Raw genomic sequence first — 11,723 nt, forward strand, 5'->3', positions numbered from 1 at the left:
GATGCGAGTCCTGAAGTTCCAGATTCGGCTCCACACAGGTCAAGTGGAGCAGCTCAGCATCGAGGCGGAGCGCATCCTCATCGGAAGCGGTGCGCACTGCGAGATCCGCCTGCCCGTCGACCAAGCGCGTGTCGAGCACGTGCTCGTCGAGCTCGGAGCGGCCGGCGTGTTCGCGCGCGCACTCTCGTTCGAGCCCCCGCCGACGATCAACAACGTGCCCTTCACGCAGGCGCCCGTTCCGCCCGGATCGATCCTCGGCGTCGGCGGCTGCCAGATCTACGTCGAGATCGCCGAGGGCCAGGCGGTCACTCCGGACAAGGTCAAAAAGTCGGAGTCGAGCCCCATCACGCTCCTCGCGGCGACGCTCATCATCGGTGTGGGCGGCTACATGCTCTTCACCGACGATCCCAACGACGTCACCGCCAAGCCGCCGCCCAAGCAAACGCCTGAGCTTTGGGATGCCCCGGTCTCCGCCTGTCCCTACGGGGACCGCGCCCAGGCGAGCGCCTTCGCGCGCGAACGCATGCAAATCGCCGATGCGAAGCGCGAACGACGGCCTTTCCACGTTCAGGACGGCGTCCAGGCCGTCCCGCTCTATGAAAGCGCGGCCGCATGCTTCCGCGCCGGAGGGGATCCCGGCTCGGGAGGCCTCGCCGACGAATCCGCCAAGTTCCTTCGGCGCGATATCATGGATGATTTCCGGACTCGCCGGGTCCGCCTCGAGCACGCCTTGACCATCGAGGACTACGTAAGTGCTCAAAAGGAGGTACGGGTTCTTCTACAATTCACCGAAGGTAAGTCCGGCGACTACGTGACATGGCTCTCGAATCTCGATCGCAAACTGCGGCTCAAGGCCGACGCGAAGAAGTCGTAGGCCCGCGCGCGCGTGCGCGGGCGCGAGTCGTCGTGAGCGTGCTGGCCCTCGTGGCGAGCATGATCGGCGGCATTGGCTGCGCCTCGACCCCCGCAGAGAAGGCGCAGGCCGATCTCGCGACGATCAACAAGGAGACCTCCTACGACAAGCTGATCGAACGAGGCCGGGCGTTCGCAGCCGTCGGTGACATGACGCGCGCCGAAGAGTACCTGGCCGCGGCACTCGACCAGGGGGCGAACCCGAGGGACGTGATGCCGATGCTCCTCCAGGTATGCGTGCAGACCGGTCGCTATCGGTCGGCCGTGCAGCACGCCGAGAATCAGCTTCGCGTCCACCCCGACGACGTGAACACGCGCTTCGTGCTCGGAACGCTGTACGCTGCGCTCGGCGAAGCCAAAGAGGCCCGCACGACGCTCGAACAGGTGGTGGCCGTGCGCCCGGAGGAACCGCGCGTGCACTATGCGCTTGCCGTGCTCGCCCGTGACAACGAGAACGACGTGGTCGCCGCCGACAAACACTTCCGCGAATACCTGCGGCTCGCCCCCTCCGGCTCCCATGCCGAGGAGGCCCGCGCTTCGCTGCTCAAGAGGATGCCGTGAGCGACGGGTTCATCCCGAAAGAGATCTTCGAAGAGACGCTGCTGCAGTTCTTCGAGCCGATCCGCCCGTACCTCGATGACCCTGCGGTCAGCGACATCATGATCAACGGGCCCCATCAGATCTACGTCGAGAAGAAGGGGCAGCTCCATCTCACGAACGCCCGCTTCGAGACGCGCGAAGCGCTGGTCGCGGCGCTCCGCAACGCAGCACAGTTCGTCGGCAAGCACATCGACGAGATGCGGCCGATCCTCGAAGGACGCCTCCCCGACGGCTCGCGTATCGAAGCCGTGCTGCCGCCCGCCGCTCCGGACGGGCCATGCGTTTCGATCCGTCGCTTCTTCAAGGAGACGCTCACCGTCGATCGGCTCATCGGCTTCGGCGCGATGACGCCCGAGGTGGCCACCGCACTCCAAGCGCTCGTCGTCTCGAAGCTCAACGTGCTCGTGGCAGGCGGTACGGGCAGCGGCAAGACGTCGATGCTCAACGCGCTCTCGTCCTTCATTCCCGAAGGTGAGCGCGTCGTCGTCATCGAAGACTCACGCGAGCTCCAGCTGCAGCGAAACCACGTCTGCATGCTCGAGGCGCGTCCGCCGGATCCGCGCGGACGCGGCGAAGTGACCATCCGCGATCTCTTCCGGGCCACGCTCCGTCTGCGTCCTGATCGAATCGTCGTCGGAGAAATCCGTGGCGGCGAAGCGCTCGATCTCATCCAGGCCATGACCTCGGGTCACGGTGGATGCCTCTCCACGCTCCACGCGACCTACCCGCGCGACACGGCCACGCGCCTCGAAACCATGGCCATGATGAGCGACATCGAGATGCCGCTCGCGGCGCTGCGAATCCAGCTCGCTTCGGCCGTGAACATCATTCTCCAGGTGGCGCGCCTGCAAGACGGCACGCGCAAGGTCACACACGTCACCGAAGTGCTCGGCTACGACCCGCAGACGAGCCAGTACCAGATGCAGGACATCTTCGTCCGCGACTACCAGGGCATCGACGATCAGGGCCGCATCCTGAGCGAGCTCGTTCCCTCCGGCATCCTTCCACGCTGCTTGCCTCAGCTCCACGAGCATGGCGTCGACTTGCCCGCTTCGGTGTACGACGCGGCGAAGCGAGCCCAAGGCCGCCACGGATATGGCTAGTCCGGCCACCACACACGTCATCGAGTTGGAATCGGGCATCGGGGAGCCCGCATTCATCCCTCTTTGTCTCGGCCAAGAGCTCCAGCCGCTCAGCGTCGGCAAGAAGGGCATGTGGAAGCTCGAGTCGCCGCGCATGCTCGACGTGCATGCGTTCTTCTATTTCGACGGCAACGAGCTCTTCGCGCAGAGCGCCGACGACGCGGTCTCCGCCCTCGTCGACGGCCGGAAGATCGGCAAGGCATGGACGCAGTTGAATGCACCATGCAGCATCGACGTCGGTGGCACACGCCTTCGCTATCGGTCGCTCGCCGACAACGCCGGTGATGAGAAGCCGACGACGCCGCTCCACAAGCCCCTGAGGGTTCCGTCCGTGCGGCCCACCGGTCAGGAAGCAACGGCCGCGACGATGGCCTTGCCGCCGCGCCAGGCAACGCAGCCGCCGCGCCAGGCAACGCAGCCGCCGCGCCAGGCAACGCAGCCGCCGCGCCAGGCAACGCAGCCGCCGCCCCCGAACGCAGGGCCCCTTCCCGCGCGCTCCGCGCCGCCGCCGCCCGCAGCGTCGAGCGAGCCATCGTTCGGATCATCGAGCAGAGCCGAGCGCCCGTTCCGCGCAGGAGAGTTCTCCGCCCCGGCAGGCGAGGAGTCGACGCGCGTGGCTCCGCTCGATGTGACCGGCGTTTCCAGGCGAGGACCAGCGGCGCCGAGACCCGCCGCGGGAAGGCCGCCCGAGTTCGAGGGCGGCCTCGATGCGAGCCAGGCGCGAAACCCGGCGCGTCCTCCCATGGGCTCCGTTCCCCCCGGCGTGTTCATGCAGGCCCCGCCTCCGCCGCAAGTGATGATGCCGAGCCAACCGGTGGCCTTCCCTCCCCCCATGCAGGGCATGCCGCCGACGCCGCCGCCGGGCGCGTATGGCAACCACTACCCGGCGCCGGTCTATTCGGCACCGCCCGCTCAAGTCGCACCGTACGTGCACCCGCAGGTGTCGCCGTCGGGTACGTACGGGTCGAGCCTTCCGGGCGGCTTCGCGCCCACGCCGAGCGGCACGGCGCCTTCGCCGGTGGCCGATCAAAGCCTCGGCGCGAAGTGGGCAGCGCTGTCGATTCCCAAGAAGATCCTGATCGTGCTCGCGCCGTTCTCGATCACGTCGGCGATCTATCTCTTCGTCGACGAGCCGCCGCCTCCGCGACGCAAGGCGGCGACGACGGAGACCTCGGCGCGGGCCCCCAGCTCGGCAGCGCCGCTCCCCTCGACCGTCATCGCACCGGCAGCCAGCGTCGCCATCCAGCCGGGCGCACAAGCATGGCCGCCCGGCGTTCCTTGCCCGCCCCCGGGCTGGCCGGCCAACACTCCGCTGCCTTGCATCCCGAACGGAGCGGCAGGCGCGCCCCCCCCGATCGCGACGACGGTCACGGCGCCTGTCGCCACGCCGGTTACCGCGGCGGTGCCCGCCACGACACCCGCGCCGAGCAAGGCCGCGAACGACCCCGCGAAAGACGCGTCCGCGAGCGCTCCCGCCACGAAGACGCTCGAGCGTCAGGCTGTCGAAGCGCTGGCGGCGAACGACTACGCGAAAGCCTCGGCGCTCTACGGTGAGCTTGCACGGCGCGACCCGCAGAGCGCGGTTTACGGCGAAGCTGCGCGCATCGCGCGATCGAAGCTCGACGGCGGCGCGCCCTGACGAGCGGCCCTCGGGGGTCAGTGGGCGAGCGCGTGGTCCGGATAGCGGCGTCGCAAGACGCGCTCGGCTTCCGCTGCGGCCTCGTCACGACCGAGGCCCCGCAGCGCTCGAACCTCGAGGCCTAGCTCCTCGGGTTCGAGCACGCGCGACGACAGACGACGGGTGGCCTCGACGAGCGCGAGCGCCCTCGCCGGTTGGCCGATCACGATCGCGGCTCGTGCCTCGGTGACGAGACGCGCTTCCTCGTCGAGCTCGCTGGCCGCGGAGTTGTCCGACGTGCCGGCCCCGCTCGGATGCACGTTCTCCTTTGCGCGTGCGCGCGTCGGGTCACTCTCGCGAGTGGGCGAGCGGTCGTCGTCGCGCACGCTGGCTTCGTCCTTCTTTCGCGCCACCGTCCCCGCGGGGCGCGCGCCGGCGGCCACTTCTCGGACCACGGCACGTGCCACCGGCCTGCTCGGTCGCTCGTCGATCGTGCCCGGCACCGTCATCGCAACGATGGTCACGACGACGCCGAGCGCCGTGCAGACCGCGCCGATGGCGCCGCCCGCAGCGAGCAGCTTCATGCCCGAGGGCGCGGCGACGCTCACCGCCGCCTTCATCGCGGCCGCGCCGGTTCCCGCGGCGGCCACGCGCGTCGCGTCTTCCAGGCGCTCCCAGATGCCGTCGTGCGTACTCGCTGACGGAGCGTCCTCGCGAGCGGCTGCGAAGAGGGCTTGCATGTTCGAACGCGCGGCGCTCATTCGGTCACCTCCTGCGAGGTCAGCGCCCCGACGGCTCGCTCGAGGAGCATCCTTGCCGCTCGCAATCGCGAGTAGACCGTGTTGATCGGAATCTCGAGCGTGCGCGCGATCTCCGGCGCCGTCATCTGCTCGATCTCGTGGAGCACGAGGACGGCGCGACGGTCGATGTCGATCGTCGCGAGCGCTCGATCGAGCAACTCGAGCGACTGGCGATGCGCGATCGCCTCGGCCTGCGGAGGTTCGACGGACTGGCGCTCTTCGGCCAGGCCCCCGTCAGGGTCGACGGGATGGCGACGTTGGTGGCGCCGCGCGTCCGCCGCGACCCTCAAGCAGATCTGGAAGAGCCACGCACGCGGACCATGACCGCGATCGGCGAACTCCGCCCAACGACGATGGGCGACAACGAAGACCTCCTGGACCTTGTCTTCCACATCACGTTCGGAGACACCGAGGCGCCTCAAATTTCGCCACACGAACGAAGCATGAGCTTCGTAAAGAGCCCTGAAGGCCATCTCTCGATCACGTGGAACCACGAGCGACGACCGCGGTACCCCCTCGATGGTTTTGATCCCACTTCGCGGAGGCTCGGGGATAGCCGCTCCGCCGATGTCTTCGAGTTCGATGACGTCCTCTTCAAGAAGGTCCGGAACGAGGACGATGGCGGCATAGGCAGCGCTCATTGAAACCTCATCGACAAACCGACCTCCCCCGTCATCGCGAGCAGCGACGGCGTGGGCGCCTGTGACGAGCCGCTGGGCCTGATCCAATTCAGACCAGAGACACCACGCAGCTCGAGAGCGATCCCGTAAGCAAGCTCGCCGCGAAGGATGACCGATGGGCCCGTGCTCATGCGCGCCGAGAGCTCGTCGCCTTGCGACGCAACGCCCCCGTCGACACCGCCACAAAGATCGAATTCGAGACCGCGACGCTCGATGTAATTGCCGGGAATTCTCCAGCAGAGGTCGACGCGCGCGCCGAAGTAGCGCCCGAATGCGAGCCCGGGACGCAGGTGCCACGACCGCGAAACCTTCACGCTGACGAACGGGGCGACGCCCGCGACGCCATACCGAGCCGGCCCTTCGGTGCGGAAGAACGCCGTCGCGCCGATGTCGACCGTGCGTTGTTTCGGTGTCGAAGACGTGGAGTCACCCTCGAGCGGCGGGAAGGAGTCCACGCTGCCGGCATCGACACGCGACGACGTCGCGATCTTGGGCACCGACGGCACGGCCGGTGGGGGTTCAGCAGGCGGCTCGTCCGTTCGATCGATCTCGTCATCAAGGACGAGCGACGCCCACGCTCCCACGGCGCGTGCGAGCGGGACGCAGGTGCGTGCCGAGCGGTCCGTCACCGTACGTTGGGCGACGACGGCGCCCGCGTCGTCGACGATCATCGCCGATGCCGCCAAGCCATCGCTTCGCGAGACACGCATCGTGACGGTCCAGTGAGGGCGTACATCGCCTCCACCCGCGCGTGAACGACGTGGGGCCCGCGCGGCCGCCAGCACTTCGAACAGCGCACGCCGTGCCTGCTCGGCGTCGGAGCATGCCCCTCGAGCCTCGACCACGGATTCGATCGCGACCGCGTCCATCCAACTCACAGGGGTTCCAATGGCCGCTCACGGTCGTCTCCATCGCGTTTCACCAAAAATTTCCCTGAGGGCGGAAAGCAGCTGGTGGATCTTCGACTTGCCACCTCGAGTCCATGATCCACCGGTTCACGGGGTGCACCTCCCCATGCATGTAGGCCGGTGCCCTCGACGGCAGATTCGCCTGCTGAAACGGCGTGTGCAGAAAGTTTCAAGCGCTGAGGATCGGGATCCTCACGCCACCCTCATTTCGGCGCTCTTGCCGTTCCTCCGCGTGCGTGGGCGAGACCCGATCCAGCACTACGTTTTTGACTACATTCACTCTATTTTTACGGCCTTTTTGTCCACATTTGGCGTGGCCTCGATCCTGCTTTTGCAGGGGTCGGCACAAGGAAAAGACATGGTGAAAATCCGCGTCTCGACACTGACTCTTGGACTGGCGGTAGCGCTCTTGGGGACGCTCGTTCTCGCGTGCTCGGACGATGCAGCCGACAAGTTGTCGGGTCGCGCCACGCCGGGCGGTCGCGGAAACGGAGGCAATGGCACCAGCGGGACTGGCTCATCCGGAGATCCCGGAGGCGTGAACGGCAGCGGCCTCTCTCCCGAAGAGACGCTCTTCCGCGCGCTCGAGACTGACCTCAGCAAGAAGTGTGGTGGCGTTTGTCATACAGACGGCACCTTCACGCCCACTCCGCCGAAGTTCCTCGAGGGCCCGGACGCGTACAAGTCGATCAAGGCTCACCCCGGCATCGTCACACGCGACGTGTACCAGAGCGCGCTGCTCACCAAGGGGCCCCACGCCGGTCCGGCCGTCAGCGCCGATCCGGACTTCGAGAAGAAGGTCATCGCGTGGCTCGAAGCCGAGTCGCTCGCGATTCAGTCGCAGAAGCTGCCCTCGACCGACCCGGTCACGGTCACCCAGGGCGCCAACGACATCGACCTCTCGAAGGCTTGCGTGAGCGGGCTCGCGGGCGTCCACCTCAAGTTCCAGGCGTCGCTCGTGGGCGGAATGCTGGCGCTCGAGCAGATGACCATCGTGGCGCCGGCCGGTACCGACGTGCACATCTACAAGCCGAAGTTCGTCAAGATCCTCGCGACGCCGAAGGCAGACGGCAGCACGGACGTCTACGACCCGGCCGACAGCTTCTCCAACACGGACCAGACGGTGCCCGGCGGTCAGGAGACTGGTTTCGCCACCGGCTCGGTCCTCTTCAGCGGCGATGGCTTCCGTCCTTTCGACATGGCGACAGAAAAGATCCGGATCGAGTTCGAGAAGCTCGAGCCGGGCAAGGTCGCCGTCCTGCAGGGCGCGGACACCTGCAAGAACCCGGCGGGCTTCGCGGCCAACGTCCTTCCCGCGATGAAGGGCGGAGGCGGCTTCAATCTCAATTGCTCCGGCTGTCACGGCAACGGGCTCGCGAACTTGTCGCTCAACAGCAACGACAACGCCCTCGTCTGCAACCAGGTCCTGGCGAAGATGACGAAGGGCAACATCGGCGGAAGTCTCATCGTGACGAAGGTCACGAACGGCCCTCACCAGGGCGGAATCATCACCGACAAGACCGGCTGGCAGAGCCTCTTCACCAACAACGCAGCCGTATTTTTCTGATTCCGCAGCGCGTGGTCGCCGACAAGTTCGGCTGGCGCGAGCGTTGCTAAAGCTCAGTTCCTCGTGACGAAGAAAGGTAGGGAGACGATGCGACGAGGCAATCTACGAAAGCCTGTGCGAGCGCTGATGGCGCTCGGCATCCTTGTCTCGCAAATCGCCCTCTCGGCCTGTGGCAGCGCGGAAGATCCGAACAGCACCACGGGCGGCCCCAACTCGGGCACGGGCTCGAGCGGCAACGGCAACGGCAACGGCAACGGCGGAACGGGCGACGGCACCGGGTCGACGGCGAAGACGCCCGACGAGCAGATCAAGCAGATCCTCGACGCGCGCAAGGCGGACTACGGCGAGGCTCTTCGCACGGCGAGCCTCAAGCTTCGCGACGAGCTTCCGACGCTCGACGAGATCAATCAGATCGCGAACGCAACGGACGACAACGCGAAGAAGGCGGCTTACGAGAAGCTCGTCGATACCATGATCGACAGCCCGCAGTTCGCGTCAACGATGGTGAAGTTCTGGAAGGACACCTTCCGCACGGGTCAGGTCGGTCAGATCCAGCAGGGCATGCCCGACAAGAGCACGGCGGCGAACTTCGCCGCGCAGCTCACGGTGGCCGGACGCCCCTACACCGATCTCTTCACCGCCTCCTCGAACACCTGCCCGACCTTCGATGCCGCCACGGGAACGTTCACCGACGGCTCGTGCGACACCACACCGACCGCAGGCGTGCTCACCGACCCGGGCATCCTCGCTCAGTACTTCGCCAACATGGCCTTCCGCCGCGTTCGCTTCATCCAGGAGACCTTCGCGTGCAGCAAGCACCCCACGGAGTTTTCCTCGACGCCCGTGGCCATGGGCAATGGCACGTACACGGGTCCCTACGACTTCAAGAGCATCACCGGCAAGGTGACCGTCAAGGACGCGCGCATCGACTTCCAGGACACCTCCGCGGTCATCTGCGCGAACTGCCACGTCACGCTTAATCACGCGGCGCCGCTCTTCACGAAGTACGACGACAAGGGCGTTCTGCAGGGTACCGAGCAGGTCAAGGTGCCTGTCCCCGGCGAGCCTGCGGCCAAGCTCGGCGACTACCTCGCCTCGGGTGAACCGTTGGCCTGGCGCATGGGAAAGAACGCGACGGACATCCCGAGCTTCGGCCAACAGATGGCGGCCGACCCCGACGTCGCGCGCTGCGCCGTCAACCGCATCTGGAACTACGCCATGTCGCGCGGCGACATCGTCAACGACCTCGCGACCGTTCCGAACCAGGTCACCGACCCGTTCGTGCAGGCCTTCACGGCGAACGGCATGAAGCTCAAAGAAACCATTCGCGCCATCTTCAAGGCCGAAGACTTCGTGAAGTTCTGAGCAGGGAAGGGAGAAAGACCACCATGAAGCGCATCGCTCTCGCCCTGATCGGAGTCGCCGCTCTCGCGCTTTCGGCGTGCGACGGCACCTCGGACACGCTCACCGACGGCCGTGACGGCGTCGATGGTCAGAACTCGGGCTCGGGTTCGACCGCCGGCGGTGAAGACACGACCTTCAACCACTCGAACAACCCCGGCGGTGCGGATCCCCAGGCGACCGAGCAGCCGGCGGAGCCCGCCCAGATAAAGATGGTCGGGTCGCCCGAGGTCACGTCGCGGCTCCACGGCTGCGGCAAGCTCTCGGTGGCGTCGATCGCTAACCTCATCACCTCGCGCGGCCTCACCGGCGGCCAGCCGCAAGGCACGCAGAGTGCCCAGCAGATCTTCAATGCCTCGGGCGCCGCGCTCGGAGCCGCGAACTACAACGGCCGCGTGCCGGAGGCGCCGTTCGCGTCGACGTCCGCGATGGCGAAGCTCTTCGACATCTTCGCGATGGGCTCGTACGCCGCCGTCGGCAACAACTACAACGCCCCCGCGTGTCCCAACACGAAGATCCTCGGGGCGGACGGCAAGTTCACGAAGGACGGCCTGACCTGCCTGCTCGGCAAGCCTGCACGTGACGAGCACGTTGCCATTGCGAACGACGCGATCGCGCAGAACGGCACCGACGGTGCGAAGATCGCCATTGCAGCGCTGCTCGCGGCCGCGCACACCTGCCAATAAGGAGTTCTGTCATGATCGATGAGCGATTGAAGGAGCTCCGTGGTCAGAGCCGCCGTAACTTCCTCCGGTGGGGAGCCACCGTTGCCGCGTGCCTCGGTCTCGAGCGCTCGCGCTTCCTGAACGTCATCAATGACACCGCAGGAAGCGCCGCCGCCGATACCGCAGCGTGCGCCTCGACGCGCCGTCACATCCACTTCCGCGATGGCGGCGGTGGTCTCTCGAACTGGACGCTCATCTGGCCGTTCCCGAAGGTCATCTCCTCGACCAACGGGAACTACTCGCACTACGCGCTCGGCAAGGGCGTCGCGGCGACGGGCTACGACAAGCCGTTCATGTACGGACCGGACTCTCCGTGGCAGGCCGGTCCCTGGAAGATCTCGGCGTTCGTCGCCGGTAACAACGAGACGCACACGAACACGCCCACGTCGGCGTCGTCGCTCGGCGGCAACACCCTTCTCGCGGCCGCCGCAGCCATCCAGCAGGCGAACCCCACGCTGCTCCCCGTCCTCACCGTCGGCGGCATCCAGTTCGGAACGGCACCGGGCGCTCCAGCAGCCGCCGCGGTCGGTGCGTCGAACCAGCTCGTCGATCTCTTCAACAGCGCCGCCTCCCGCACGCTCCTGCAGACGCCCGAGAATGGCAAGCTCTCGGAGTCCTACTACAAGGCCTTCCTCGGCCTGAACGGAGCGGCAGGCCGCAACACGACCGCGAGGCAGTACGGCGTGGGCAAGGTCTCGATGAACCTGCTCTCGCAGAACCTCGCGTCGAAGCTCACGCCGACGGCAGCCGACGAGGCGCTCTTCGGCATCGCCACCGGCACCCCGGGTTCGGTGACGAGTGCAGCACGTGCGCTCATCACCACGGTGAAGGCGTTCTCCCTCGGTCTCACGTCGATGATGGCGTACGCCGGTCCCTTCCGCGACGACCCGCACGGGCTCTTTGCCGGTGGCGACGCCCAGGCTCAGACCAAGGCCCAGGCGCTCGGCAAGATGATGCAAGGTCTCTACGACCTCGCGAAGTCCATCCAGGACCCGTCCTGCTCCTCCAAGACGCTCGCGGACAGCATCGTGCTGTCGGTCGACGGCGACACGTTCAAGGAGCCGTTCAACCGCGATGGTTGGGGCGACGGAACCCCGCAGGGTTCGAACATGCTCTACGTCATGGGCAACGGCTACGTGAAGACGGGCCTGTTCGGAGATATGGCGCCTGGTGCCGCACAAGCGTGGGACCCGGCGACCGGCGAGGTCGCGGGTTCGTACCAAGGCAAGGGCGGCGCGCTCGGCCAATCTGCCGCAGCTGCCGTTCTCTACGCTGTATCGAAGGGCGATATGCGCCGCGTCCGTGATTTCTATACGGGCGCCGCGATCGATGGCGTCATCAACTTGAACGTCACGGGCTGATCGAGACAA

Annotated in this window: 11 protein-coding genes; 8 read left to right on the plus strand and 3 right to left on the minus strand. The window is 66.7% G+C overall.

Features of this window, described 5'->3' with window-relative positions:
- Position 1 precedes the first annotated feature (1 nt).
- The 4 genes from AKJ09_RS05120 to AKJ09_RS54130 are packed head-to-tail and all read left to right on the plus strand — an operon-like array spanning position 2 to position 4,293.
- Positions 2–874, plus strand: coding sequence for an FHA domain-containing protein (locus AKJ09_RS05120; protein ID WP_146646058.1), 873 nt, complete (start codon positions 2–4; stop codon positions 872–874).
- Positions 875–906: 32 nt separating this feature from the next.
- Positions 907–1,473, plus strand: coding sequence for a tetratricopeptide repeat protein (locus AKJ09_RS05125; RefSeq protein ID WP_169927268.1), 567 nt, complete (start codon positions 907–909; stop codon positions 1,471–1,473).
- Complete coding sequence (locus AKJ09_RS05130) at positions 1,470–2,615, plus strand: TadA family conjugal transfer-associated ATPase (RefSeq protein ID WP_146646060.1); 1,146 nt, start codon at positions 1,470–1,472, stop codon at positions 2,613–2,615. Before AKJ09_RS05125 ends, AKJ09_RS05130 begins: the two co-directional genes overlap by 4 nt.
- The gene (locus AKJ09_RS54130; protein WP_205633604.1) at positions 2,608–4,293 is read left to right on the plus strand and encodes a hypothetical protein; all 1,686 of its coding nucleotides are present in this window, start codon (positions 2,608–2,610) and stop codon (positions 4,291–4,293) included. The genes AKJ09_RS05130 and AKJ09_RS54130 overlap by 8 nt, the downstream gene beginning before the upstream one ends.
- Before the next feature lie 17 nt (positions 4,294–4,310).
- Here AKJ09_RS54130 and AKJ09_RS05145 read toward each other — a convergent pair whose 3' ends face one another.
- From AKJ09_RS05145 to AKJ09_RS05155, 3 genes are read right to left on the minus strand one after another with little or no spacing between them, the layout of a single operon-like run.
- On the minus strand, positions 4,311–5,033 hold the full coding sequence (locus AKJ09_RS05145) for a hypothetical protein (protein WP_146646062.1): 723 nt from the start codon (positions 5,031–5,033) through the stop codon (positions 4,311–4,313).
- A complete protein-coding gene (locus AKJ09_RS05150) occupies positions 5,030–5,713 on the minus strand; it encodes an RNA polymerase sigma factor (RefSeq protein WP_240488394.1) in 684 nt (227 codons plus the stop codon). The genes AKJ09_RS05145 and AKJ09_RS05150 overlap by 4 nt, the downstream gene beginning before the upstream one ends.
- A complete protein-coding gene (locus tag AKJ09_RS05155; RefSeq protein WP_146646063.1) occupies positions 5,710–6,462 on the minus strand; it encodes a hypothetical protein in 753 nt (250 codons plus the stop codon). Before AKJ09_RS05155 ends, AKJ09_RS05150 begins: the two co-directional genes overlap by 4 nt.
- A gap of 556 nt (positions 6,463–7,018) precedes the next feature.
- Here AKJ09_RS05155 and AKJ09_RS05160 point away from each other — a divergent pair.
- The 4 genes from AKJ09_RS05160 (at position 7,019) to AKJ09_RS05175 (ending at position 11,714) form a co-directional block, all read left to right on the plus strand.
- On the plus strand, positions 7,019–8,227 hold the full coding sequence (locus tag AKJ09_RS05160; RefSeq protein WP_146646064.1) for a hypothetical protein: 1,209 nt from the start codon (positions 7,019–7,021) through the stop codon (positions 8,225–8,227).
- 87 nt (positions 8,228–8,314) lie between these two features.
- Positions 8,315–9,592, plus strand: a complete 1,278-nt coding sequence (locus tag AKJ09_RS05165; RefSeq protein WP_146646065.1) for a DUF1549 domain-containing protein — start codon at positions 8,315–8,317, stop codon at positions 9,590–9,592.
- Positions 9,593–9,615: 23 nt separating this feature from the next.
- Positions 9,616–10,314, plus strand: a complete 699-nt coding sequence (locus AKJ09_RS05170) for a hypothetical protein (protein ID WP_146646066.1) — start codon at positions 9,616–9,618, stop codon at positions 10,312–10,314.
- An 11-nt stretch (positions 10,315–10,325) separates the two neighbouring features.
- Positions 10,326–11,714 (plus strand): hypothetical protein, encoded by a 1,389-nt coding sequence (locus AKJ09_RS05175; protein ID WP_146646067.1) that lies wholly within the window; start codon positions 10,326–10,328, stop codon positions 11,712–11,714.
- Positions 11,715–11,723 lie beyond the last annotated feature (9 nt).

The sequence above is a fragment of the Labilithrix luteola genome, from assembly GCF_001263205.1.
In the GTDB taxonomy this organism is placed as follows: Bacteria; Myxococcota_A; Polyangia; order Polyangiales; family Polyangiaceae; genus Labilithrix; species Labilithrix luteola.

Coding starts and splice junctions, on each gene's coding strand:
- AKJ09_RS05165 (WP_146646065.1), top strand. CDS start 8,315: ATGCGACGAGGCAATCTACGAAAGCCTGTGCGAGCGCTGATGGCGCTC.
- AKJ09_RS05160 (WP_146646064.1), top strand. CDS start 7,019: ATGGTGAAAATCCGCGTCTCGACACTGACTCTTGGACTGGCGGTAGCG.
- AKJ09_RS54130 (WP_205633604.1), top strand. CDS start 2,608: ATGGCTAGTCCGGCCACCACACACGTCATCGAGTTGGAATCGGGCATC.
- AKJ09_RS05120 (WP_146646058.1), top strand. CDS start 2: ATGCGAGTCCTGAAGTTCCAGATTCGGCTCCACACAGGTCAAGTGGAG.
- AKJ09_RS05155 (WP_146646063.1), bottom strand. CDS start 6,462: ATGCGTGTCTCGCGAAGCGATGGCTTGGCGGCATCGGCGATGATCGTC.
- AKJ09_RS05175 (WP_146646067.1), top strand. CDS start 10,326: ATGATCGATGAGCGATTGAAGGAGCTCCGTGGTCAGAGCCGCCGTAAC.
- AKJ09_RS05145 (WP_146646062.1), bottom strand. CDS start 5,033: ATGAGCGCCGCGCGTTCGAACATGCAAGCCCTCTTCGCAGCCGCTCGC.
- AKJ09_RS05170 (WP_146646066.1), top strand. CDS start 9,616: ATGAAGCGCATCGCTCTCGCCCTGATCGGAGTCGCCGCTCTCGCGCTT.
- AKJ09_RS05150 (WP_240488394.1), bottom strand. CDS start 5,713: ATGAGCGCTGCCTATGCCGCCATCGTCCTCGTTCCGGACCTTCTTGAA.